Here is a 23,592-nt window from a genome sequence, read left to right on the forward strand (position 1 = left end):
CTTCCTCCTATGCTCCTGCACATGAGTAACAGTGCCCATGAAGGCGAGTCAACGCCGCTCCACTCCGTGTCCGTAGCCGGAGTGGTGATTGGTGAGGACGGCCGACTCTTGGCGATCCGCCGCGCGGACAACGGCACTTGGGAACTTCCCGGTGGCGTACTGGAACTCAACGAGACCCCCGAAGCCGGCGTCGCCCGCGAAGTCCTTGAGGAGACCGGCATCCACGTCGAGGTAGACCAGCTCACCGGGGTGTACAAGAACACCACCCGGGGGATCGTCGCCCTGGTCTTCCGCTGCAAGCCCTCCGGCGGCACCGAGCGCACCTCCAGCGAATCAACCGCGGTCGACTGGCTCACGCCCGAAGAGGTCAGCGAGCGCATGGCCGAGGTCTTCGCAGTCCGGCTCCTGGACGCCTTGGACGGCAACGGGCCTCACGTGCGCAGCCACGACGGCAAGAGCCTCATCACGGCGCGGTAGAACTTTCCCTACTTCATCAAGGCCCGCGCACGGCGCGGGTGCGCGCCGCCTTGTCGGCGGGGCCGCCGCCCTGTCTTCGCCAGCGGCGGCCCCGCCCGGCGGCGCGCTAGCGAGCTGCGGGCGTGAAGTGGGGGGACACCCTCTGTGGCTGGGGCGGTCGGCTCCACGGCTTTAGGCAGCCACCATGGGGCGAGCCTCGAAGATCATGGCCCCAACGTCGTGCTTTAGCGGGCAGGTCCACAGACTGCCCGACTCGCCGGAAGCTTACGGGGCCATGATCACTCGCCCCATGGCAGCTCCCGCCCAAAGCCGCTCCGCCGACCTCGAGGGACACGGCTCGCTCGAGTGCTATCAGCAGCAAACATATAGATACGGCGGGAAGCGCACGCTACGCTGAGTATCGAATTACAACCAAGGAGCAACGCGTGACTGAGGATCAGACGCTGTTCGACGACGACGCCGACGAGGACGTTACGGGGGACCAACGAGAGCCCTTGAATCTCGCTAACCGCGAACGGCGACTCGTCACGCAACCGTACGATCTCTCCGTAGGCACCTTGGTTGATGACATCAAGAAAGACCGCCTGCTCCTCAACATCGAATATCAGCGCCAGTACGTGTGGGATAGGGCAAAAGCGAGCAGGCTAATCGAAAGCCTGCTCCTCAATATTCCTGTACCTGTGTGCTATTTTGCCGAAAACGAAGATGGCGCGTACGAAGTTATTGATGGGTTGCAGCGCATTACGACGATCAGTAACTACCTCGAGGGGGATTTCGAACTTAAAGGGATCCCGGTTCTTTCGGAGCTAGAAGGGAAGTTCTTCTCTGACTTGACAGTGCGAGATCAACGACGACTTAGCGGCAGGACCATCCGTTGCATTGTAATCACGGAGGATTCCGATCCAGACATCAAGTTCGACGTCTTCGAGCGTCTGAACACTGGATCCGCTCGCCTCGGTTCTCAGGAACTCAGGAATTGCATCTACAGAGGCGACCTAAACGACTTCTTGAGGCGCACGGCAGAACTTCCGTATTTCACAGGAATCCTCAGCGGCATCCGAAATCGACGGATGGAGTTTGAAGAGCTGGTTCTGCGCTTCTTCTCGCTCTATGAAACCATTGCCGACTACCGGCCTCCCCTCCGGCAGCTACTTAATAGCTACATGCGGGAAAATCGGGCAGGCGTTCCATCGAAAGCAGAAATGGACGTTTTCGCTGACGTGTGCCGCACGGTTGCCGAAGTATTCGGGGAATCCGCCTTCAGGCTTCCTGCGCCTAACGGCAGGCCCGCTCCGGGCATGAACAAGGCACTCTTTGATGCAATCATGATCCCCTTTGCTCACGCGGACCGCGAAGCGATCCGTGCTAAGCCAAACGAAGTACGGGAGTTGCGGGAAGAGCTTCTACGGGACGAGAATTTTCTCTTCTCTATCGGTCGCGCCACCGCCGACCGGTCCCGAGTGCACTATCGGGTTTCCAGGTTTGCTAAGGGCTTGGCTGATCTCGGAATTTCATGCTCTCTGCATGAAGAGCTTGAGAGTGCATGATAAATGTCGACCAAGCTTGCCGCGTACGAGGATTTTGTCAATAGCACGGCAGAACTCAATCTCTTGTTGGCGGTACGACCCCACTCGCCTCTTGTTCCTAGGGCCGACGAGGCCATCCAATTGGAGAATGCAGTACACCGCGCTTGTCTGGTCCTCCTAGTTGCACACTTTGAGGGATTCGCAAAGGGAGCGCTCAGCGAGTATGTCGACGAGGTCTGCGCAGTGCGCCCGCCCGCACGCAAGATGCCTCCAGCATTCCTGGAGCTGTTCACCCGAGACAGGATTCAGGAGATTGCATCATTGCCGCCTGGCGTAGATCGAGTGCACAGAACAAGGCGGCTCTTTACAGCCTTCTCGGCCTTGTGGGACCAAGAACGCACTATTGACCCACAGGTAATTTCCTCAAAGATCCTGTCGCGTCAGATGACGAGCCTGAAACCCGATGTCTTGCGCGAATCATTCGCGCTGATCGGGATCGACGACATCATCGATAGTGCGACATCGCATCTGCAGGGCTCCGGGTTGAGTGTTCGCGTCGACATAAAGCTAGAAGAGATCGTGAACAAAAGGAATCTGATTGCACACGGAGACTATTCCGTTAAGCCTACTTCAGCAGATTTGGAAGATTACGTTCAATTCTTCATGGCTGTTGGTGATGCGTTTTCAACATGTGTGGTGCGGGCGATTGAGGAAGCGTGCACGCTCAGACCACCTGTTTGAGTCCATCAGTTGCTGGGGCCACGGACGCGGAGTGCTGCTGCCACGTGGCATCCTCTGGAGCAATCGGCATCGCACAGGTGAGAAGTGCCGGCCCCAGGTTGAGGGCCCACCCACTTGCTTCGGGACGAAGCGGTCCTCGTGCCACAGGCGTGCCACATCGTGCGGTCAACCACGGTCAACGACGGCTCGCCACAGTCAAGATGCACCGTTCACCCGGGCCGCCGCTACAGCCGTAGTGACCTGGACGGACATGCCGATGACCACGACCGCCCTTACAAGGCGGTGCTCACCAAGCCTCGGGGCGATGGGCCAAGTAGGGTCCCCCGGGTGACTGTTTCTCCTGAGCACGTCGACAGCAGAGAGGCCCTGGCCGCCTTCGTTTGCTCGTTGCAGCGCAGCCACGCCGAGGACGGAAGCTCATGGGAGAACGCGGACCTCCCGAGCTTCTTGGAGGCTTTGGCGGCATGGGTCGATGACGCCGACGGCTGGTACGGCAATGCCAGCCGCGAGCTGCCGGTCAGTGGCGACTGGACCTTCTTCGCACGAGCTCTGCAGGCCGCGACCATCTACGAGTAATCCGCGCTGTGGCGAACGAACCAGGGCGACGGCAAGCTCTCTTGCTAGGCCGGCGGCCCCTCGGCATCCCTGCGGCTGGACACGACGTGCCGTGCGATCGTGGACAAGGCCAGCTCGCGATCCTCGTCAACCACAAGCCAACCCTTGCCCAGGAGCGCTTGCAGCACTGGGCGAACCTCTTCACCCAGTTCCTTCGCCAAGTCGTCATCCGTGGGGGAGAGGCCATCCTGGACGAGGCTCGCCACGTGGAACACGACGGCTTCCTCCCCTGCGGTGATGTTGAAGTCCATGACGTGAAGGTATGCGAGCCCCTTGGCCGCGACATGCCGAGGGCCCTGTCGTCACGGCCCGGCCGTCACAGATTGCTCTGGTCGACGGCAGCGACAGCGTGGCTGAGGCTCGTGGGGGCGGAGCGAGGCATACGCGTGCGTGGTCGGTTGCCGCGCCCGCCGTCGTGGCTGACTGTTTTCGGCTGAGGCTCAGACGGCGCGCATCGACGGTGCCAGCTGTCAATCACGCGTGGCAAAGCCGGGCCGCGTCTGGATGGGCGGGACGGCCACGGGTTGGCCGTGGACGATCGCCCCACGCCGCCTCGCCGACACCTTCCAGCGCAGAGCCCACCATGCCGAGCCGCCGCCGGCCGCCGCACCCGCCGATGTTCACCCGGCTCTTGTTCTCGTTCTTCGCCCCGCTCGCCACGAGCACGCCTATGCGGATGGCGACCTGGCTGCTGCTGCCGCCCGGCACACCGGCGGGCACCTGGACGACCCTGCTCCTTCAGACCGCCGGCACCGCGGCCTACGCCTGCGCGCGACCGAGGTGGTAGGCGGTCCGGGCCCCCGGATCGATCCAGGGGCCCGGCAGGGTGAGCTGGATCAGCGGACGTCGACGAAGTCGCCACTGGAGGTGGCGGTCGCGGTGGTGGACGTAGCGGTGAAGGCGTACCTCCAGTAGCCGTCCGTCGATGCCTTCACCGTGGTCTTCAGGCCTCCCGTGCTGCTGGTGGAGACCGTCTTCACCGTCGTGTACGCGGACGCCCCCTTCTTGCGGAACTGGAGCATCACCTTCTGTCCGACGTATCCGTGGTAGCCGCCGAGCGTCTCCCAGTCCGCGCGGGAGAGCTTGCCCGTGATGGTGATCGTCTTGCCCTTAGTCACCGGCTCGGGAGACGCGTCGGCCGTCACCGTCGCGTCGCGCAGCACGGACGGCGACTTGGCCGCGTGCAGATCCACGTGCCCCGTGCCGTCCGCGGACTCGGCCCAGACGGCGGCTTTCCAGGTACCGGCGAGGGAGTTGCGGCCGAGGGTCCAGCGGGGCTGGATGTAGGCAAACTCCGTCTCGCAGGTGGAGGTGGTCGCGTTCGTCTTGGTACAGGTCGCCGTCCAGGTGCCGTAGAGGATGGCGTCGGGGCTGGCGTACGACCCCCGGTAGAGGTACATGTCGCCGTTCGCGATTCCCGACGGGTCGGTCGCGGTGAACTTCGCCTGGAAATACTGGAGCGGCTGGTCGGTCAGCTCCACCGGCTTTCCGCCGTTCACCACGACGTTCGAGATACGGGTCGCGCCCACCGTCTCGTCGCTCGGCGTGGCCGGGCCCCCGAACGCCCGCACGATGGTGCGGCGGAGGCTGCCGCCCCCGTCGTCGTCGGCGGTGACGCGCAGGGTGACGAAGGAAGCGGTGGCGGGTACGTCCAGGGTGGCGGAGCCGTCGGCCGCGACGGGCAGGTCGGTCCAGCTCGTGCCGTCGTCCGTGGAGTACGCGAGGCCCGTGACCTTGGTGTTCGCCTCGGCCGCGGCAGTGTTGCGGGTGCTCGCGCTCGCGTCGATCCGGACCGTCCCGGCAGCCGCACGGCCCAGGCTGTCAAGCCCCGAGACCTTCAGCCGGGCATCGATCAACGGGAGTTCCCTGCCCTCCGCGTAACCCGAGCGGAACGTCCACTCGTTGCGCACGTCCGTAGACAACGAGGAGTAAGGGACGCGGCGGTGCACGGTCTGGTCGAGGGCGTACACCCTCTCGAATGACGGCAGGCTCGACGACATCAGACCGTGGGAGCTGTCGAGTCCCGAAGCTTGGGCATAGGTGACGCCGTCCGACGTCAGCTTGTAGGAACTGGTCGCGCGGAAGTCGGAGCCCGAGTGGCCCGCGACGTCACCGAAGGCGTTTCCCTCGTACAGCGAGATCTTCCCGTAGTACCGCTGCGAGCCCATCCACTGGCCGCGCACCGGCTGGAGCGGGGCCGCGCCCAGGACCTCGCCCGCGCTGGTCCCGGCAGGCAGGGTGCGATCGGGAAGGTTCAGGTTCAGTTCGCCAGTGCCGTAGTTCAGGAGGCGGCTGTAGGTGACGCCCGGGGTGGCGTACTCGGTGAGGGAACCGGCGGCCGGCACCGAGCCGCCGATGAACACCCCCGTCCACTCACCGAAAGAAGGGGAGCTCTGCAGGTACGCGGTGGTGCGGGTGCCCGGGGCGTTGACCTTCGTGACGGTCTTCGCCAGGGCGGAGGTACGGACCGCGGTGACGGGCGAGGTGGGCACCGTCGTGGTGTAGCTGTGCGTGAGGTCGTAGCGGTAGGGGCTCGGAACGCTTGCGGAGGAGCCCTTCTTGCCGAGCACTTCGTGCAGTCGCAGCGAGACACCGGGCACCGAGAACGGGGTGACATACACCTTTTCGGGCCCGCCGCCGGCGAAGCCCGCCAGGTCGCCGCCCGGGACGCTGATCCACACGGCAGAGGAGTCCCGGGTGGCGGTGGTGTCGTCGGTGCGGATCGCGGTCTCCTTCGCCGCGCTCTGGTCGAAAGTGACCGTGGTGGCGGCCGAACCGACGGTAAAGGTACGAGTGAGCAGGTAGCTCGGCTCCAGCCAGTCGTTGTGCAACGCCACCGAGAAGTAGTCGCCCGGCGGCAGCTTCACGCTCGCCGTGCCGCCTGCGGTGTCACTGTTGACGGCGTACGACGTCCAGGTCTTGCGGTTCCAGACGTAGAAGAGCTTGGATCTGACGTCGGCGTGCGTGATGCTCAGTTTCACCGTATACGTCGACGCGGTGGCGGTCGCCGTCCTGAGACCGCTGCGCACGGTACCCGTCGCAGTCAGCGGAAGCTTCGCACCCGTACGGTCTGCCGCGGACTTCCCTGTCGGCCGTACGGACAGCGTGCCGTTCATGGCGGCGACCGAGTAGCGGGCCGGGTGACCCCCGGAGCCTCCCGGGTCCGCCCTGACCCGGAGGTTCCGCCCGTCGACGAGTTCGACGCGGCTACCGTCTCCCAACTCGGCACTCGACGCGCTGCGGTGTGCCGGGTCCTGTACCGAGGAGACCAGGCCTACCGTGGCGAGTTCGCCCTCCGCGGCACTCGCCACGGGTGCGAGCAGCACTGAGGCCGCGACCAACGCCCCGCTCGCTCCCACCACAGCGGGTCTTCGGATCCGCCCACCCCAAAATCCGGACATCAGTTGCTTCCCGCCCCTTTCCTTTGAAAACCAACTCCCGGCTCATCCAACACAGGAGTCGATCAGCTCACTCTAAGGTGAAGTGCAAAAACTTGCGTTCGATCGCTGCCACCCACTCACTCAGCGTGGCGCATACGGCGTGGTGGGGGAATCGTGGCAGCACTGACCTGGGGCATCGTGGGCATCGGCGCCCTCTTCATCGTCGCGGCCATGTATTGACGCTTCATGGAACAAGAACGGGTACGCCGCGGAGCAGACGCCTTTCGCTTCCGCCTCTTCCGAGTCTGGCTTCCCCTCGGCTTCGGTGTCGCAGCACTGGGCAAGCTCCCCCGAGCTCTCAGCGCCCCGTTCCCGATCGTGGCCCTGTCCGAAGTGTTGAGCCTCGTGCCGACCGTCATCATCGTTGGGCTGGGACTGATGGCTGCCAGAAAGCCACGCCCGGGAGCTCGCACCACAACCGCACCAGATCCAGCGGGGAACAGCGGGGAACCAAGGTGAACGCGGCCCATTCCAACGAGGCCGCAGACGCGCCGTCCGCCCAGGTCAGCGCCCGAACCAGCCCCGAATGCCCACAGCTTCCCAAGCTGATGTGCTCCGCCCGGTCCTCGCACTGGCGTCTTGGTCCTCACCGTGATGGGGGGACCGTTCAGCGTGGCGTTGCGCCAGCCCCGGCCCTGTGGCGGCACTCTGGCACCCATCAAAGGCCAGCTGAGGAGATAGGCCCGTGACGAAGTTCGACGAAGTTCGACCAAGTACGGACGGCAGAGCTGCCAACCGGCAACGCGCAGTTGGTGCTGAGTCCTGAACACCTTCTCAACGTCCCTCTGCCCGATCTTCTCGCGGAGCTGGACGTCACGCTCGATGAGTCTTCGATCACCGACCCAAGCTTCACAGGCGCTGCGGTGGTCACCCGGGATCGTGTGATCCTCTCAATGAGGCCAGGCCAACCGGACTGCGAGCGCGATGCCGTTGCACGTGCTCTGTTGGGACACGTTCTCGACGTGCCGTTGTCGCCGTTGCCTGAGCCGTACCGCATGAGCGAGGTATAGGCCGGTCGGCCGTCCCGGGGTCGTCTCTGGGCCGTCCGAGGCTGACCGACAGCGGCCAAGGACGACCAACGGCGACCGCCAGGCGCCCGAGCCCACTGCCTCTGAGCAGCGAAAACGCAGGCCCTCAAGATCTCCGGCAAGACCCAGGGCAAGAAGAAGTAGCCTCGCGATCACGCCTGCCACCTGTGCGTACGGCGCGGATGGCAGGCATGGTGGCGTCTCGGGATCTGCCTCCCTGGAGGCTTGGCCCATGTGCGCTTGCGGTCTGCGGTGTGCCCCGGGGCGTCGTGCAGGTGGTCCGGTCCTCCGCGATGTTGGTCGCGCTGGGGTTGGTGACTGACATACAGGTGGACAATCAGCCAAGTTGGCGTGAACGCAGTACGCTCCCGCTATCTATCGTGGTGCCTGCGGCGGGGGCTCGACCGGCAGGCCTGATTTTCCTGGGGACTACATGCGCTCAATCGCCATAGGTGCCGCTCTGTCCGGCGCCCTGGCACTCGCCGTCGCAAGCGCTCCAACGGCTCAGGCCGACGAGTCGTGGGGTGGCGACACAACGATCACCAGCGTCACGGTCAACGGTGGCAAGCCCATCGTGGTCGGCATCTACAACACGGTCACCTTCTCGGCCTCGGTGACCGCCACCGATCCGGACGGCATCGATACGGCCCGCGTGTTCGTGTGGCACGGCGGCCCCAAGGAAGAAGACACGGACATGACGGTGCCGTTCCGCCGTCCCACGTGCACAGCCGTCGACGCCACGACGAAGACCTGCGTTGTCCCCTTCACCCTCAACCCCCGCGACCTGGAGAAGAACTCTTGGTCCGGGCAGTGGAAAGTCGGCGTCGACGCCTTCGACAAGGGCAACGGCGGCATCTCCCTAGATGCCTACAAGTACACGAACATCCAGCGCTACTCGAAGCTCAGCGTCAACGCTTCACCGGAGCCGGTCGCCAAGGGCAAGACCATCACTGTCACGGGCAAACTGACCCGCGCCAACTGGGAGTCCCACGACTACCGTGGCTACACCAATCAGCCGGTCAAGCTGCAGTTCCGCAAAGCGGGAACAGACACCTACACGACGGTCAAAACCGTGTACACCAACAGCACCGGCAACCTGAAGGCCACTGCGACAGCTGCCAGCGACGGCTACTGGCGCTACTACTTCTCCGGCACCAGCACGACCGCGACGGTCAAGACCGCCGGGGACTACGTGGACGTGCGGTAGACAGAGATATTACGCATTGATCTAGCCCCCACCAACGGGTTCTCCGTTGCTGGGGAGCTAGATCAGTGCTAGGGCCGTCAGCTGCTTGGCATGGCCGTCACCCAGCTGCCGCAGCTGTTTCGCTGACATCCCACGCTGACATCAACGAGCCCGGACGGCGGCATACGGCAGTATCCGACAATGGCACCCGCGCACAGGTTGGACAGCAGCCACGCAGGCGCGGGATCGAACTCCTAATACGGTGCTCTGAGAGAGCCGATGCCTCCATCACCTGCGGTCGCTACGCTCGGACTCGTGAGCGATGCCGCCCGAGTGCTAGCGAACCACCGAGCCCACGTTGTACCTGTGGTGCTGGCTCTGGCCAATCCGCCGTGGCAGCGGAATGTGTGGCTCGATCCGGCAGCGTTCGAAGGCCTGGCCCATGTCTTCCACACGCTCTTCGACGACTTCTGCGACGCCGACGAGCCAGAGCGGTACCTCGGCGTCAGCCTACGAAGTGACGAAGAGGTCGGTCTGATGAGAGAACTCGGTGCCGCACTCAACGCCGCGGCTGCCGAGGCGCCCCACGACACCGACGCGGAGTATCTCCGGGCATCTGCCTGGCCAGAGGTCGTGGCCATCGCCGGACGTCTCGCTCAAGTCATGGTCGCGAACGACCTAAGGGAACTCGCCGTACTGCTTGGCGACGCAGCCGTGCCAGACCCGTGCCAGATCGGGCGGGGAACCACGGGGAACAGCGGGGAGGAGGCCGGCCGAGACTCAGGCTCCGACAGGGCATCGCCACAGGTCGGTTCGGCCACCTCCCGTAAACTCCCTTAGCTCCCGAAGCTCAGGACATCCGCTGCCCGGGAGGCGGGGTTTCGTCGGCTCTTTGGGACCTTCTCTTCGCTCGGCATCGACTACCTGGTCTTGAATTCGACCTTTCCGGTGCTCATGCGGAAGTTCCCGTTGGAGTACAGCGTGGGGCGCGCCTCGACGTGGTTGCCGCTGTATTTCTCCACGTGCCGGATCTGGGCACCGCCGGGAACTGTGAAGTCGATCAAAGCAATGGCGACCCAGTAGGACAAGTTGCGGTTGTTGAACAGCGGCACCGTCACTGTGGAGCCCCGGCCGTCGGTGACGACTGCCCGAGCCCCATACGACTTGAACGAACCGGCGCCATTCTCTACCGCGCTGTAGGCACACAAGAGGACGTAGCCCTGTAGGTCGGGGCGACGGATGGTGATGGTCTCGCGGCCGGGCACCCGGGAGTCACCGGCGAGGGCGATGTAGGGCATGGCAAAGGGCGATCCGAGCTGCCGGTAGTAGACGACCTGATCAGATTTGTTCGGGCGCTTACCGGGAGGAGTAACGAGACTTCCGGGAACGTAGAGGGCATACAGGTCGAGGTCGGCGCCGGCTCGTCGCCGAGCTGCGCTTCCGCCGTTCCACTCCAACGTGGCCGTCACGACAAGGCTTGGGTCGTCCTTGCGCATGTCAATGGTCGCCTGGCCGGCCTTGGTGAGGGCGACTTTGCCCAGCGGTACGGGTGGGCGAGACGGCGTCATCTGGCGGACTGGTGGGGCCGCTGTTGGCATGTGCGGCGCGTAGGTGGGCGGCGGCGGTACGGCAGGCGTGCGCCGGGTCTGTGCAGCCCTCACGGCGCGTGAGTCCTGAGACGGGGATGGCCCCGGATCGTCCACGACGATACCGAAGTCGGAAGCCAGCCCTGCCAGCCCTGTATCCCACCCCTGGCCTACTGCTCTGGTCTTCCACCCGCCTGCACGTCTGTAGAGCTCAATCAGGATCACCACCGTCTCCCGATGCGTGAGCGGCGGCGGCAGAAAGGCGAACCGGGCGCTCCCGCAGTCGACGACTGCGTGCGGGGTGTTACTCGCATCGAAGTGAGTGACACGCAGTTCGGGGTCGATGCTGGCGACGACCGCAATGCGGTCGACCGTGGTGGGGACCGCTGCCAGGTCCGCGACGATCGTTTGCTTTTCTTGTACGACCCCGTCCTGTGCCGGGTGGTTGTAGAAGACAAGATCGTCATCGCCCCGGACTTTGCCGTCCTGCCCGAGTAGAACGGCAGAGACGTCGATGCCCGTCGTGGGCGAGGTGAGGGTGACGCGGCAGACCGCTGTGGACAGAGCTGCATTGGCGCCTTTGGCAAGAGTGTTCGTCATGGGTGCCCTCTCACGATGGTGCGTACATCGTGATGTCTCCGACCGGGCTGTGTACGACAAACGCGGATGTCGGGTGATTAAGGCATGGCTGGGTCGATCATTTTTGGGGAGGGGCAGAGCGTGCACTGACGGCTCGGCTACAGCAGGGCGCCCCGGCACTCTTACGTGACAGAACACTGACGATCCGACCACATGTTCCTTGACAGTCCCGAGCAGCAGTCGAAGGGCCGTGCGAGGTGGTTCGACAGTGACGTGCGGCGACAACCCGTGACAGGTCAGCTACCAGGGCACCCGGTGAACGGGCAGGTCACAGCCCCTGATCGAAGGGGTTTCCTTCCAGGGTCGGCTGCCCGTCAGGCGAGATGTGGTGTCTCTCGTTGTGGGCGTGGGAATGCACCATTTTATATTTCGACGGGATCGTATGTGCCGTCGTGGAACTTGAAGGGGTTCACCTCGGTGTCGTGTACGTCGCGTATGTAGCCGCCGTAGCCTCGTTCCGCGACGTGAGGAGCGATCAGCTCGAGCAGTGCGTCAAGGTGGAGCGTGAGGTCATCTACCCAGTAGATGCGCACGAAGAGTTCCCATTCGTACCGCGTCCCCGATGATGTGAACTCCAGTACCGAACGGCGCAGGGACGCGATGTCGCCGCCGGGGAGTCGGCTCTGGCCCGGGAGGAGCAACGGGTACGGATGTCGTCCGGGTCCAGGCCTTCCGGATTTTTGACGTTGTCGTCCATGCCCATATGCCAACGCAGGGCCGCCAGAACCGAGGCAGGCGTGTCATCGTGCAGGAAGGTGGAGAAGACAAGTTCGTAGTGGTCGCTCATGGCCCGCATTCTGTTCGACTGCACTGACATCGCACTGTCGTCGGTAACAGGTCCCGAGCCGGACGCGTGGCCGTTTGTACAGGGAACCACGTGGAACACCGGGGGTTGATGCCTCGAACCGCCTATGCCTACCAAGCCGAGAGCCCTGTGGCCGAGTGTCGTCGGTTGATTCGCAGAGCACGTGCAGTTCTTCACCTCTGGGTGTACCTGGCACGGTGCATCCGTTGAAGCTGACCAGTGCAGAAGGGGGAAGAGTCAGGGGTGTTCGGCTCTTCCCCATGTGCGGGAGATCGGAACGTTGCTGCCGGCGACCGCCCATGCCGATTGTCCTCTCAGGAGCGGTGAGCGTTCACCTCCCGAAGCTGACCGCGGCTGGTCGCAATGCGGAGGACGTCCCGCAGAGCTCCGGCCATTTCCTTCGCCAAGAGCCGCAGGTCTTCAGGGGTTGCCTGCTCCTCGGTGAGGGATTCCACCTGGTCCAGCAGTTCAGCCGCCGAGCCGAGCTGTATCGATTCGATGTTGTCCGCCAGGCGGGACATGAAGCCGTCCCTGTCGTCCGTGCTCAGGTAGCACGGCTTGCCCTCGGGCCCCGTCCACGGGAGAAGTCGTAATTCGTCCTGCGCCGTCATCCGTGCTTCAGCCTCTCGTTGAGTACGTGGTGGGTAGTGAAAATTGCCTCGACGCGGTCTCCGGGGAACACCAGGAGTGCGGCTTCGAGGACGTGGCCGGCGGTGTCGGCGGCTACTCGGGTGATCGCGAGTACTGCCAGGCCCGGGTTGATCCGGAGAGCGGAAGCCTCATCTGGCGTCGGGAGGCGGGCGGAGACTGTCTCGCGGACCTCCGCCGACAGGGCGCTCAGAACGGCAAAACTCGCTTCTGCACGCACGTAGGAAGCGCCGTTGTCGAGTACTTCAGTGGGTTCCGGTCCGCGGGGGACGTAGATGCGGGCCAGGCTGTGCGGGGAGTCTCCCTCGTAGCTGACGCTGAGGTATTCGGTCAGCGGGCTGCCGTTGGGGAGGCGTAGCAGGGCTGCCAGATGTCCGTGAGCTTCGATCGCGGTGGCCTGGTCGGTGACGCGCAGAGCCGTTTCGGCCGCCGTCCACGGGTCCAGCGTTCCCCAGCCTCCGACGTATGTGATCTTGCGGGGGCGGTGGCGGACGTAGTTGCCCTTGCCGTGGATCTTCTCGACCAGGCCTTCCCCTTGCAGTAGCGCGAGGGCGCTGCGCAGGGTCGCTGTGCTGACCGTGTATCGGTCGGCCAGCCCGGATTCGGATGGGAGGCGTTCGCCGGGCTTGATGCGGCCGGTCGTGATCTGGCGCCGGAGGTCGTCGGCGATGTCGTGGTGGCGGGCAGGCATGGTCCGGGTCACCGCCTTCTCGACATGCGTACGGCGAGTAGCCGGGTCCGTGTGTGCATGGTCAGCAACTCGCCTGACTCGAAGAGCAGTTGTTTGGCTCCTTGGGGCAGCTGGAAAAGGTCTCTCACTCTGTACGCGTGACCGCCGATCTGGATGACGTCGCCGCGTTGCACGGTCGTCGAGGTGATCTCGACTTGGGAGACCAGCGCGCCGCTGGGCGTTCAGTCCCTCACTGCTGCACCTCCGTGGGTGCGGGCCGGCTGGGCGTCGAGTGGCACGGGCAGGCGCACGCCTCGTACACCACCGGTACATCCACCGGTGCCGCGTCGGGGGAGGACTCCGAGCAGGCGTGGTGTGTGCCGAGCCGGCACGCGGTCGACCGGTAGGGGATGGGTGAAGTGTCCGTGATTCGGGGGCGCTGGTGGGCGGGCATCATCGGCCTCCCGCGAGGAGCGACCAGGCCGCGGGTGGCAGATGGGGGGCCACGATCATCGAATGCCGTGGGCGTCTGCGCTCCTCCCAGGCCAGGACGTACGGTCGAACGAGGAGGATGTCCGGCCCCGTTGGCGAGTCCATGCGGTGGGGGCGGCCGGGGTGTTGCCGCAGGATGGCCGCGGCCTCGGCAACTGGCGCCGAGCGGGCGCGGGCACCCGTCGGTCCCGTGGAGGCTAAGGCGCGGCGGTGCCGGTCCTTGGGGGAGTGGTGCCTTCTGGTGAGTGAGAGGGCGCGGCGGATGCGGTTGAGCACGGGTTTCAGCTCCTATCGCTGATGGCTGGGTCCCCCGACATCGCCCGTCGCGGGGGCCGTTTTGCGTACGACCGCCCAGAGGGTGCGGCCGTTCAGGCTGGTGGCGAAGAGGCCGAATCGATCTGCCTCGGCCACCACTTCCAGGACCTCCCGCCATGAGTCCGCGGAGAGCTCTTCCGGCACCTCCGCTTCGATCGAGGTGTGCCGGTCGTGTTCCTCCAGGCGCGTGGGGAGCCCAGCGGCGGACAGTCGTGCGGCGATGGCGGCCGCGCTTACTCCCGAAGCGGGCACAGGGCAGCCTCCGTCACCGGCGATCACTTTGAGTAAAGCTAGTTAACTAGATTAGGGCTAGTGGACTAGATTTTCTACATGCCTGAGCAGCCGCCGTATCTCCGTATCGCCGACGAACTCCGGCGGCGCATCGCGGAGCACGTCTGGGAGCCGGGGGATCGCCTCCCCTCCCGTTCCCAGATCGGCCAGGAGTGCGGCGTGGGCGAGAACGTGGTGCGCCGGGCGCAGGAGTTGCTGATCTCCCAGGGCGTGTTGGAGGGCCGGGCCGGTTCGGGGACGTACGTGGCCGAACCGCGGCAGCGGGTGCGGGTCGTCCGTTCGTCAGCGCGCGAGCAGCCGGACGGGTCACCGTTCCGTACGGATATGAAGGCAGTCGGCAGGCAGGGTGACTGGGAGAGCCGGACCGACGCCAAGGTGCCGGCGCCCGAGGAGATCGCGCAGCGTCTCGGTATCGCGGACGGCGACCTGTGCGTCCGGACGACGTACGAGTTCCTGGCCGATGGCAGGCCGGTGCAGCTGTCGACGAGTTGGGAGCCCTACGACCTCACCGCCGGCACTCTCGTCGTTCTCCCGGAGGGCGGGCCGCATGCCGGAGCGGGTGTCGTGAACCGGATGGCCGCCATCGGTGTCACCGTCAGCCATGCCGTGGAGCAGCCGGAGCCGCGGCAGGCGACCGCCGAGGAGGCGTCCCTGCTCGGCATCCAGAAGGCCGCGCTTGTCACGCACATCCGGCGGACGTACTACAGCGACCAGGGGCGACCGGTCGAGACGGCGGACATCGTTGTGCCCGCTGCGCACTGCGAGATCGTTTACGAGATCCCGATCAACCGGTAGCCGGCACATGTAGGACGACAACTGAACTGGCGGCTGCCGATCAGCCCGGACTCAGCTCTCCTCGTCCTCGATCATGCCGATGTCGAGGGGGAACGACTTCAGGAAGTCACGTACCGCAGGTTCCTGCTCCGCTTCGGCCAAGTCTGTGATCACTTGCAGGAATCGGCGGCGTTGATCGGACGGTAGTTGCAGCAGCGCCCAGCCAATGGTTTCCATCATCTTCACCGCGGAGTCGGGGTTCACTTCGTCGTCGTCGCAGTCGTCCAGCCACCGCACGATGTCGACGAGCAGTCGGGTCAGCGCGGGCACGAGTGGATCTCTGTCAGTCATGTGGGCAACGTAGCCGAGGCCTGCGACAGCGCCTCGCGGATCGGTCAGCGGACTGCAATGGGGACGGCCCCACACCGTTCGCCAACCTCGTATCGTGCGTGCATGCGCAATGAGCGGCACGACGAGCCACTGTCCAAAGCGGAGTTGGAGTTGTTCCTCCAGTATCTGCACCGGTTCGCCAACCACGATGTGGATCAGTTCGCCAACATGCAGGTGGGTTATCGCGAGTACCCCGTCTATGTGAGCTTCGCCAGGCAGCCCGAGGCGGGAGTTGACGTCGAGGAGGTCTACCTGCGGCCGTAGCGAAGCCATGCCCTGTCGAATGTGTGTCGAGGACTGGCCGACTGAGAGTCGGGGCGGGGGAGCGGCGCAGGTTAGAGGCGGTGCCACGCTCGACGCGCCAAGCGCCTTCTAAGCGCTCCGTCGATCGCACCGTGCCACAGTCGTGCCACATCGTGCGGTCAACCACGGTCAATGACGGCTCGTCGCAGTCGAGATGCACTGTTCACCTGGGTCGTCGCTACAGCCGATGCGACCTGGGGAACTACGTCGCCGACCACGGCCGCCCTTACGAGGCGGATGTCGGCGGTTCGAAACCGTCCGCGCCCACCAGGAATGAGGCCCCCGGCTGATCATGGTGAACGATCGACCAAGGCGCAAGGGCCGTTGGTCGACGTTGACGGACCCCCGTGATCGACCCGATAAGAAGGATGAGGTCACGTCTCAAAGCCTGTGCTGGGCGTGCATCGCCCTTGGCCGGTCGGCGACGGGGCGTCGAGCGCGCGTTGCGCCCTGGGCCGACAGTCCGGGCGCCGGCTCCGGATGCGAAGGAGTCGGGCGAGCAATACCCTGCCGGGGTATCGTCCAGTAGGGCGGTACGCGGACGGCGAGCACGGTCGAGCACGGGAGGGGAACGGTTGTGGGTGGCGGACAGGCGGGCAACCGGGGAGTCACCCGGCTGCTGGCGGTGTGCGCGGTCCTGTTCGGCCTGTTCTTCATGCATGGCGCTCCGGCCACCGCCGCCGGTGGCTGCCACGGGGCGATGCCGGCGATGTCGTCGCCGATGTCCTCACCCATGTCCTCATCGATGTCCGACGGGCATGACCTTGCCCCGGTGACCATGGGCCATGCGCCGGGCGCGCATCAGCCGGGCCTGAGTGTGCGCCACGCTGATGCTTCGGGGATGCCCGGGGTGCTGTGTGTGTCCACGCCGGCGTCCAAGCGGATCCCCCTGCCGACGCCAGGCCTGCTCGCGCCGGCCGCTGTCGCGGTGCCGGCTTTCTGGATGCCCGCGGGACTGCGGGCGGCGGTCGGCCGGACGGGGCGGCGGGGTCCGCCGACCAGTGGACGGGATCTCCTGAATCAGGTGTGCGTCGCGCGGACCTGACAGACACGACGCCGAACCTCGGCGACAGCCGGTTCGGCCCCGTGTCCTGTTCACTTCCGCGCGCCACCGGTGTGGTGCGCCCACCCGGAAAGACCACCACTCGATGTTCGCTTCATCTCGTTCCACTGTGCGCCGCCGTGCTGTCGCCGCGGCCGGTACGGCAGTCGCTCTCGCGCTGACTCTGGCCGCCTGCGGCTCCTCGGGCGACTCCTCGTCCATGCCCGGCATGGACCACGACACCAAGGCCTCGGCGTCCTCGTCGCGGAGCGCGTCACCCTCGATGGGCGACATGCCGGGCATGGACCACATGGCCGACGGGAACGGACTGTCCGACACTCAGGACGGCTACCGCCTCGCCTCGAAGGACACGACCCTGCCGTCCGGCAAGCGGGCCGCCTACCGATTCACCGTCACCGGCACGGGGGACAAGCCGGTCACCGGCTTCGCCCTCGACCAGACCAAGCGGATGCACTTCTACGCCATCCGCTCCGACCTGACCGGCTTCCAGCACATCCACCCCACGATGGCCCCGGACGGCACCTGGACGGCCGATCTGACCGCCCTGGCACCCGGCTCCTGGCGCACCTTCGCCGGTTTCACCCCCGACAGCGGGACGGGGAAGGGCAGGGACTTCGTCCTCAGCCGCACCGTGACCGTCCCCGGTAACGCCACGAAAACCCCGCTGCCCGCGCCGGCCACCACCGCGGAGGTCGATGGGTACACCGTCACCGTCAAGGGCGAACCGATGGCCGGCATGGCCCACCCCTTGGGCGTCAGCGTGTCGAAGGACGGCAAGCCGGTCACCGGCCTCGAGCCCTACCTGAACACCTACGCCCACCTGACTGCCTTCCACGAGGGCAACCAGGAGTTCGCTCATCTTCACCCGACCACCAAGGTCACCGGCGGCAACGGAGGCCCGGATCTGGCCTTCCACGCCGAACTGCCCACCGCGGGCAACTGGCGGCTGTTCTTGCAGTTCCGGACTGGCGGCACGCTCCACACGGCCGCCTTGACCCTGCACGTCGGCTGACGTCCGGAGGGGCGCCGTCCAGGCGGCGGCGCCCCGTCCGAGTCTCAGGTCTGCCACCGGCACCCGACACCAACAGGCGCGAACGCGGGCGGTCGACGCCGCACCCCAGCGGCCAACAGGACCGGGCAGAGGGCAGGTTGACCCGCCGTCGACGGGTCCCTGTGATCGGTCCGACAAGGAAGCGGACCGAGTGCAAGCGTCCGCGTACGGCCCGGATCAGTCTTCGGCGTCGTGGAAGTAGACCGTAAGACTCGGCCAATAGCCGTCCGCGGTGACCTCCGTATGCATGACGAGATCCTGGACCTCGACCGAGCCGAGGTTTTCGATGGAGTCGGCGACTCTGCGAAGCAGCGCAGGTACGTCATCCTGCCCGGTTCCTGCCGGGTTGGCCTGGGAGAAGTGCTTGATCGTCCACGATTCCATGCGTTGATGATCGCGCAAGCGCCGGCCGCCACGCTGTCTCGTTCGGGGGCGGACCCTCCAGGGGTGCCGTACAGCAGCGAAGTACGGCAACTTCCGTCCCTCCGAGCGACCGCCACCAGGCCCAAGCGGCCGACTGACGTGCCCGGCAGACCCCAGGACCGCCGTGCCCACGGCTCGGGACGAAGGGTGGCGTCGTGCCATTCACGCGCCGGAGAGCCCACACGGAGTCCACGCACCGGCGCGTGGTCCGTGCGGTGCTTCGGTCGTGGGTGGTGGAGGGGGCTGGTGCGGGGGCTGGGGCTGGATTGCAGAGCCTGTTCGTGGCGCTTAGCGTGATGTGGGGGACCAGGGGCCCGCGGGTGCGGGTGCGGTGCGTACGGCGGGTCGGCAGAGGATGTGCCCGGGGTCCGGTCCATCGAGGTGATGAACGCCGACCGACGGCACACAGGCGCTCGTCACGCGTCTCGCCGACACCTTCAGACAGCCGATCCGTTCGCCGGTCCTCCGCCCGGCCTCGGATCCGCCGGTCCTCCGCTCGGCGCGACGAGCGGACCCGAACACTGACCTCGGCCCGCCGGGTTCGTCGGCCGCCGAGAGACGGAAGGTCACTCATGCCCCGGTCCATGCGCGCGCTCGTAGCCGGAAAGGTCGGCGAGCCGGCCGACGTCCTGCGGCTGGAATCCCGTCCCGTTCCCACGCCGGACGCCGGTCAGGCCCTCGTCCGTGTGAAGGCGACTCCGATCCACGCCAGTGATCTGCACGTGCTGGGTGGCCGCTACGGCTTCTCGCCCGAGTTCCCGACTGTCGGGGGGCACATGGAATGCGTGGGCCGTGTCGAGGCGCTCGGTCCGCACACCGAGGGACTGGAGACCGGTGATCGCGTGGTGGCCGCCGCCGTCCCCGCGGTACCCGGGCCGAGTGTGGCCGGCACCTGGCAGGAGTACCTCGTCGCCGATGCACGGAGACTTCTGCCGGTCCCCGATCATCTGAGTGACTCCAGCGCCTGTCAGCTCGCCGTCAACCCGTTGACCGCGCTGCTCCTGGTGACTCGCGAACTCGACGTACAGCCGGGTGAATGGCTGTTGCAGACGGCCGCGGGCTCCACCGTCGGCCGGCTCGTCATCCAGTTGGCCAGGCACCTGGGTATCCGCACGATCAACGTCGTCCGGCGGCGCGACGCCGTCGAGGAGATCAGGACGTTCGGTGGTGACGAGGTCATCTGCACGGAGGACGAGGACCTGATGCGGCGTGTGGCCGACATCGCCGGATCGGCCGGTGTGCGCAAGGCCGTCGACTGTGTCGCGGGCCATGTGGGTGCCCAGGTTTCCCAGGCCCTGGCTCCAGGAGGGCAGGTCGTGGTCTACGGCGCGCTCTCCACCCATCGGCAGACCGAGCCGGCGGCGCTGACGATCCCGCTGTCGGCACGCTCGGTCATCTACGAGACCAAGACGGTCCGGGGCTTCTGGCTGAACCGCTGGTTCGGCGCCACCTCGCCGGAGGACGCGCTGCGCGCGCTGTCCGAGGTCCGCGGACTCGTCACCGACGAAGTGCTGAGCATTCCCGAGGGCGAGCCGTTCCCGCTCGAACGGTTCACCGAGGCCATCTCGTTCGCCGAAGCACCCGGGCACGGCGCGAAACCGCTCTTCGTCTTCGCGGACGGCGTCCGGGGCGAAGGCGACGGATAGGGCTCGGCCCTTCAACCCGACCCCACCGTGACCGCGTCGGCACGGGCTCGGACCGGACAACGAACTCACCTGGCGGATCCCGGTGGTTGGAAACCTTCCGTCCTCCGGATCTACGACTGGAAGTACTCCGACGTCAGGTCGCTGACCCGTTCCGGCTGCCTGGTGTGGGCGGGGAGGAACTCGGTCGTCGTCGGCTTCAGGTCGATGACCGGGGTCCCCGAGACCGCGTCGAGGCCCACCACCGTCGACGCGTGGACGCGGATGGATTCGACGGCGCAGCTCGTCACCCCGATGCGATTCGGCCGGCGGGGGCCGCGGCCGGCGAAGACACCGACGGGCGGGAGGTCGGAGCGGCCGCGGTAGGGGCGGGGTTCGCGGTGGCCGTCCTGTTCCGGGAACCGGTCGAAGACGAAGAGGACCTCCACGGGTGGCGCTGCCCGCGCGGGGACCCTCAGAAGGTGCCGTTGGCGAGGATCTGGCCGGCCTTGTCGTAGACGGTGACGAGGCCGTTGTCCGACTCGTAGCAGGAGCTGAACGCGGAGGCGATGAGCTTGCCCTCGCCCTGGTGCGGGCCGGTGAGGCCGCCGCTGAAGTCGGTGAACACCTCAGGGGCGTCGAGGATGTTGTTCCGTTTGTCGGCCCCGGTCACCTTCGTGATGTGCCGGACGGCCGCCTTCTCGGTGGCGGTGCCGTTCTTGTCCACGCAGGACCTGAAGTCGGCGGCCTGTGATCCGGCTCCGGTGTCCCCGGCCCCGTCGCCGGAGCCGTCGCGTGAGTCGCTCCTCGCCTCGCTCCTCGCCTCGTTGTGGACGGAGGAGTTCGAGGCGCCGCTGTCCTCGTCCGCGCCGCCGCCGCGGCCGGCCGCCCCGGCGATCCCGATGACCACGATGAGGCCGAGGACGCCGAGGAGGCCCAGCCCCACGACTCTGCCCACCCCGCGCTTCCTCGGCGGCCGGGGTGCGGACGCCCCGTGACCCGGCGCCTGGGGCGGTCCGCCCCATCCGGGCTGCTGTTGGCGCTCCTGGTGCTGGTGGTCGCTCATGGTCTCCCCTGGGGCGGTCGGTGTCGTGTGGGTCTACGACGTGGCGGGGAGACGCGAGGTTGTCTCCGTCCGCCGGATTTCACCCGAAAGGGGAGAGGGCGCGGTCACTCCTCGGCGAAGACCAGGTCGGTGACGGGGTGGGTCATGCGGACCGTTCCGTCCGTGACGTCGACGACGTGGTGCAGTCCGGTCAGGGTCTTGGCGGCCGGGCCCTGGGAGAGGACACGGAACCGGTCGCCGCCGCCGAAGAGGTAGGCGCGGAAGCCGTCCAATGAGGGACCGTCGGCGAAGCGGAGGTAGTCCGCGAGGCGGCGGAAGAGTTTCGGGAGGAGCACCAGGTCGTCCGTGATCGAGGACAGCCCCGTGATCTTCGCCCCCTCGGTGGTCCGGTCGGCGGCCCATACGCCGAGGCCCGCCGCGTCGGCCTGCGCGGCCGCGGCGGTCATCTCGGCGCGGAGGCCGGAGGAGAGGTTCGCGTAGAAGGTCGGGAAGACCAGGCCGAGCGCGAGCAGGTGGTGGTTGACGGTGGTCCGCAGCAGGGGCGCGTCCACGGTCACCCAGTCACCGCTCCTGGTGCCGGCGGGCGGCGCGCCCCGCCCGGCCAGCGCGACGCAGCGGCTGTGGACGTCGATGGTGCTGGCCAGAACGAAGCCGGGCACGCTCGCCGGAGTCGTGCCGGTGACCTTCTCGCCCGAGAGCTGGACGGCGGTGAAGCCGAGCCAGGCCAGCAGTTCGTCCCGGGCGGCGTGCGCCCAGTCCAGCGGCTGGTGCACCTGGTGCGGGCCCGTGCCCAGGTAATGGGTCTCCAGCGCGTCGATCGAGTCGAGCCTGAGATTGGCGCCGCCGCGGCTGTTGCGGTGGCTCTTGTCGATCCTGTGCGAGCCGGGGACGTCGTACCAGAAGGCCGCGTCGTGGGGGTCGAAGCGGACGGTGTCGCCGTCCGGTTCCCCGTTCAGGATCCGGTAGTCACCCTCGATGAGGAGCATGCGCATGGCCGCCTCCGCGTAATCGCCGGTGACTCATTGTGTTGGCTCGCGGGGTTCCTGGGTACCTCGGACGCGACTTCCGGTGTGGTGAATTCGCCGCGGTTCAGAAGGAGTTGGCCGCGACCCGGGGGGAGTTGCGGCGGCCGCCATGACGGCCGGCCCGTACTCCGGCCGTCGCGCCGTGCGAGGGTCACCCTCCTGTACGCCGTCCACCGGACCTCGTACGCGCCCGCTGGACCCTGTACGCCGTCCACCGGACCTCGTGCGCGCCCGCCGGACCCTGAACCCCGCCCGCCGGCCCCCGTACGCCGCCCGCCACCTCCCACGTACTCCTGTCGCCGCGTACGCGGGCCGTCGGTCCGTCCCGGAGGCGGTTTACGACGGGTTCGTTGTCGGCGACCCATGGGCGTGCTTCAGGTTCGCGCGGGCGTCGACCGTGTCCGGAGGCGCGACCTCCGCCCAGAAGCGGTGGCAGGTCACGAACACGGCGAGCTCGCGCTCACGCTGTCTGAGCTTCTCCACCTCGGCCTGCTCGTCGGCGGTCCAGCCGGGGGACGCGGGGCGTTCCACCTGGCGCCAGCCCCTGTCGTCGCTGAAGCCGTCCAGGGGTTCCACCGACCAGGGGAGCCGCTTGAGCAGGGCCAGGAGCTCCGCCCGGACCTGATGCAGGTCCTCCTGGCCGGCCAGGAGGTCACTCGGAAAGTCATAGGTCGCCGCCACCCGACAATGGTACGCCTGTTCGATTTTGGGGTGCGAGTTCCTTCCGGGAGTTCATGCGAACGGGTGGCCGCCCCGGATCGTGCGGTGCGAACCGGCCGGCTTGGATCGGCCGGCTCGGACTGGTCGGCCCGGACTGGGCAGTCTCAACTGGTCAGTTCAAACTGGACAGTCTTGACTGACGGATTTAGTGTGGCGCCATGGACGACAGCGCCGAGGGCGTCTCCGAGTCGGCCGCCCGCGCGGCACAGGATCTGCGGGTGGCGTTCAACCGGCTGCGGCGGCGGATCAGGGAGGTCTCCGAACGTCAGGACCTCACCCCCTCACAGGTCTCCGCGCTCACCCTGGTGAGCAAGAGCGGAGCCGCCACGGCGAGTGCGCTGGCCGCCACCGAGGGCGTACGGCCGCAGTCCATGGCCGCCACGCTCGCCGTGCTCGACCAGCAGGGACTGATCGCCCGCAACCCGGACCCGGGAGACGGCCGCCGACAGCTCGTCACGCTGACCGACGCCGGCCGCGAGCGCGTCGAGGGCACGCGGCAGGCCCGCGGGGAATGGCTGGCCAAGGCCCTTCAGGACCGTTGCACGGAGGCCGAGCGGCAGAGCGTCATCGAGGCGATGGCCGTACTGGACCGGCTCACGCGCCCGTGACACCCGCCCCCCGCGCACGACTCCGGCGGAGTTCCGCCCCCCGCGCACGGCCGACGCGGAGTCCCGCCCCCCGGCGCCGCCACTCCAC

27 protein-coding genes are annotated in these 23,592 nt (G+C 66.7%); 13 read left to right on the top strand and 14 right to left on the bottom strand.

Annotated elements, in window-relative coordinates; all coding sequences use genetic code 11:
* The first annotated feature begins 9 nt into the window (after positions 1–9).
* The 4 genes from GFH48_RS27540 to GFH48_RS27555 all read left to right on the top strand — a co-directional run bounded on the left by GFH48_RS27540 (position 10) and on the right by GFH48_RS27555 (position 3,320).
* Positions 10–477, top strand: coding sequence for an NUDIX hydrolase (locus GFH48_RS27540; protein ID WP_194280690.1), 468 nt, complete (start codon positions 10–12; stop codon positions 475–477).
* 425 nt (positions 478–902) lie between these two features.
* The gene (locus GFH48_RS27545) at positions 903–2,024 is read left to right on the top strand and encodes a DUF262 domain-containing protein (RefSeq protein WP_194280691.1); all 1,122 of its coding nucleotides are present in this window, start codon (positions 903–905) and stop codon (positions 2,022–2,024) included.
* Positions 2,025–2,027: 3 nt separating this feature from the next.
* A complete protein-coding gene (locus tag GFH48_RS27550; RefSeq protein WP_153290814.1) occupies positions 2,028–2,744 on the top strand; it encodes an MAE_28990/MAE_18760 family HEPN-like nuclease in 717 nt (238 codons plus the stop codon).
* A 327-nt stretch (positions 2,745–3,071) separates the two neighbouring features.
* A complete protein-coding gene (locus GFH48_RS27555) occupies positions 3,072–3,320 on the top strand; it encodes a DUF7660 family protein (RefSeq protein WP_153290815.1) in 249 nt (82 codons plus the stop codon).
* A 44-nt stretch (positions 3,321–3,364) separates the two neighbouring features.
* On the opposite strand, the gene GFH48_RS27560 is transcribed toward GFH48_RS27555, so the two are convergent.
* Complete coding sequence (locus GFH48_RS27560; protein WP_153290816.1) at positions 3,365–3,610, bottom strand: hypothetical protein; 246 nt, start codon at positions 3,608–3,610, stop codon at positions 3,365–3,367.
* A 332-nt stretch (positions 3,611–3,942) separates the two neighbouring features.
* On the opposite strand from GFH48_RS27560, the gene GFH48_RS27570 reads away from it, so the two are divergent.
* Entirely contained in the window at positions 3,943–4,146 is a 204-nt protein-coding gene (locus GFH48_RS27570) for a hypothetical protein (protein WP_153290817.1), read from the top strand.
* Between the two features lie 49 nt (positions 4,147–4,195).
* Here the strand turns inward: GFH48_RS27570 and GFH48_RS27575 are convergent, their stop codons facing one another.
* Positions 4,196–6,700: a hypothetical protein gene (locus tag GFH48_RS27575; protein ID WP_153290818.1), complete on the bottom strand. Its 2,505-nt coding sequence runs from the start codon at positions 6,698–6,700 to the stop codon at positions 4,196–4,198.
* 1,560 nt (positions 6,701–8,260) lie between these two features.
* Here GFH48_RS27575 and GFH48_RS27580 point away from each other — a divergent pair.
* Both GFH48_RS27580 and GFH48_RS27585 read left to right on the top strand, forming a co-directional pair.
* A complete protein-coding gene (locus GFH48_RS27580; RefSeq protein ID WP_153290819.1) occupies positions 8,261–9,034 on the top strand; it encodes a calcium-binding protein in 774 nt (257 codons plus the stop codon).
* Positions 9,035–9,328: 294 nt separating this feature from the next.
* Positions 9,329–9,853, top strand: coding sequence for an SCO4402 family protein (locus GFH48_RS27585; RefSeq protein WP_228120987.1), 525 nt, complete (start codon positions 9,329–9,331; stop codon positions 9,851–9,853).
* Positions 9,854–9,933: 80 nt separating this feature from the next.
* Here GFH48_RS27585 and GFH48_RS27590 read toward each other — a convergent pair whose 3' ends face one another.
* The 6 genes from GFH48_RS27590 to GFH48_RS27615 form a co-directional block, all read right to left on the bottom strand.
* Positions 9,934–11,199 (bottom strand): TerD family protein, encoded by a 1,266-nt coding sequence (locus tag GFH48_RS27590; RefSeq protein WP_153290820.1) that lies wholly within the window; start codon positions 11,197–11,199, stop codon positions 9,934–9,936.
* A 401-nt stretch (positions 11,200–11,600) separates the two neighbouring features.
* The gene (locus GFH48_RS39380; RefSeq protein WP_228120989.1) at positions 11,601–11,771 is read right to left on the bottom strand and encodes a hypothetical protein; all 171 of its coding nucleotides are present in this window, start codon (positions 11,769–11,771) and stop codon (positions 11,601–11,603) included.
* Between the two features lie 586 nt (positions 11,772–12,357).
* On the bottom strand, positions 12,358–12,654 hold the full coding sequence (locus tag GFH48_RS27600) for a hypothetical protein (protein WP_153290821.1): 297 nt from the start codon (positions 12,652–12,654) through the stop codon (positions 12,358–12,360).
* The gene (locus tag GFH48_RS27605) at positions 12,651–13,382 is read right to left on the bottom strand and encodes a GntR family transcriptional regulator (protein WP_153293140.1); all 732 of its coding nucleotides are present in this window, start codon (positions 13,380–13,382) and stop codon (positions 12,651–12,653) included. Before GFH48_RS27605 ends, GFH48_RS27600 begins: the two co-directional genes overlap by 4 nt.
* A gap of 8 nt (positions 13,383–13,390) precedes the next feature.
* Entirely contained in the window at positions 13,391–13,588 is a 198-nt protein-coding gene (locus GFH48_RS39385) for a hypothetical protein (protein ID WP_153293141.1), read from the bottom strand.
* A 553-nt stretch (positions 13,589–14,141) separates the two neighbouring features.
* A complete protein-coding gene (locus tag GFH48_RS27615) occupies positions 14,142–14,420 on the bottom strand; it encodes a hypothetical protein (RefSeq protein WP_153290822.1) in 279 nt (92 codons plus the stop codon).
* A gap of 78 nt (positions 14,421–14,498) precedes the next feature.
* Here GFH48_RS27615 and GFH48_RS27620 point away from each other — a divergent pair, with 78 nt between their 5' ends.
* Positions 14,499–15,254 (top strand): GntR family transcriptional regulator, encoded by a 756-nt coding sequence (locus tag GFH48_RS27620; RefSeq protein ID WP_153290823.1) that lies wholly within the window; start codon positions 14,499–14,501, stop codon positions 15,252–15,254.
* Positions 15,255–15,305: 51 nt separating this feature from the next.
* Here the strand turns inward: GFH48_RS27620 and GFH48_RS27625 are convergent, their stop codons facing one another.
* Positions 15,306–15,584 (bottom strand): hypothetical protein, encoded by a 279-nt coding sequence (locus GFH48_RS27625; RefSeq protein ID WP_194280693.1) that lies wholly within the window; start codon positions 15,582–15,584, stop codon positions 15,306–15,308.
* A 102-nt stretch (positions 15,585–15,686) separates the two neighbouring features.
* Between GFH48_RS27625 and GFH48_RS27630 the strand changes: the two genes are divergently transcribed.
* The 3 genes from GFH48_RS27630 to GFH48_RS27640 all read left to right on the top strand — a co-directional run bounded on the left by GFH48_RS27630 (position 15,687) and on the right by GFH48_RS27640 (position 18,001).
* Positions 15,687–15,887 (top strand): hypothetical protein, encoded by a 201-nt coding sequence (locus GFH48_RS27630; RefSeq protein WP_153290824.1) that lies wholly within the window; start codon positions 15,687–15,689, stop codon positions 15,885–15,887.
* A gap of 616 nt (positions 15,888–16,503) precedes the next feature.
* Complete coding sequence (locus tag GFH48_RS27635; protein ID WP_153290825.1) at positions 16,504–16,971, top strand: hypothetical protein; 468 nt, start codon at positions 16,504–16,506, stop codon at positions 16,969–16,971.
* 127 nt (positions 16,972–17,098) lie between these two features.
* Complete coding sequence (locus tag GFH48_RS27640) at positions 17,099–18,001, top strand: FixH family protein (RefSeq protein ID WP_228120991.1); 903 nt, start codon at positions 17,099–17,101, stop codon at positions 17,999–18,001.
* Between the two features lie 216 nt (positions 18,002–18,217).
* Here GFH48_RS27640 and GFH48_RS27645 read toward each other — a convergent pair whose 3' ends face one another.
* Entirely contained in the window at positions 18,218–18,424 is a 207-nt protein-coding gene (locus GFH48_RS27645; protein ID WP_153290827.1) for a hypothetical protein, read from the bottom strand.
* Between the two features lie 623 nt (positions 18,425–19,047).
* Here GFH48_RS27645 and GFH48_RS27650 point away from each other — a divergent pair.
* Positions 19,048–20,109, top strand: a complete 1,062-nt coding sequence (locus GFH48_RS27650; RefSeq protein WP_153290828.1) for a zinc-dependent alcohol dehydrogenase family protein — start codon at positions 19,048–19,050, stop codon at positions 20,107–20,109.
* A 110-nt stretch (positions 20,110–20,219) separates the two neighbouring features.
* Here the strand turns inward: GFH48_RS27650 and GFH48_RS27655 are convergent, their stop codons facing one another.
* The 4 genes from GFH48_RS27655 to GFH48_RS27670 all read right to left on the bottom strand — a co-directional run bounded on the left by GFH48_RS27655 (position 20,220) and on the right by GFH48_RS27670 (position 22,857).
* The gene (locus GFH48_RS27655) at positions 20,220–20,534 is read right to left on the bottom strand and encodes a TrmO family methyltransferase domain-containing protein (protein ID WP_153290829.1); all 315 of its coding nucleotides are present in this window, start codon (positions 20,532–20,534) and stop codon (positions 20,220–20,222) included.
* Positions 20,535–20,560: 26 nt separating this feature from the next.
* Entirely contained in the window at positions 20,561–21,151 is a 591-nt protein-coding gene (locus GFH48_RS27660; protein ID WP_153290830.1) for a hypothetical protein, read from the bottom strand.
* Positions 21,152–21,255: 104 nt separating this feature from the next.
* Complete coding sequence (locus GFH48_RS27665; RefSeq protein ID WP_153290831.1) at positions 21,256–22,143, bottom strand: nuclease; 888 nt, start codon at positions 22,141–22,143, stop codon at positions 21,256–21,258.
* A 369-nt stretch (positions 22,144–22,512) separates the two neighbouring features.
* Positions 22,513–22,857: a hypothetical protein gene (locus GFH48_RS27670; protein WP_153290832.1), complete on the bottom strand. Its 345-nt coding sequence runs from the start codon at positions 22,855–22,857 to the stop codon at positions 22,513–22,515.
* 197 nt (positions 22,858–23,054) lie between these two features.
* Here GFH48_RS27670 and GFH48_RS27675 point away from each other — a divergent pair, with 197 nt between their 5' ends.
* A complete protein-coding gene (locus GFH48_RS27675) occupies positions 23,055–23,504 on the top strand; it encodes a MarR family winged helix-turn-helix transcriptional regulator (RefSeq protein ID WP_153290833.1) in 450 nt (149 codons plus the stop codon).
* Positions 23,505–23,592 lie beyond the last annotated feature (88 nt).

This window comes from Streptomyces fagopyri (genome assembly GCF_009498275.1).
GTDB classification, from domain to species: Bacteria; Actinomycetota; Actinomycetes; order Streptomycetales; family Streptomycetaceae; genus Streptomyces; species Streptomyces fagopyri.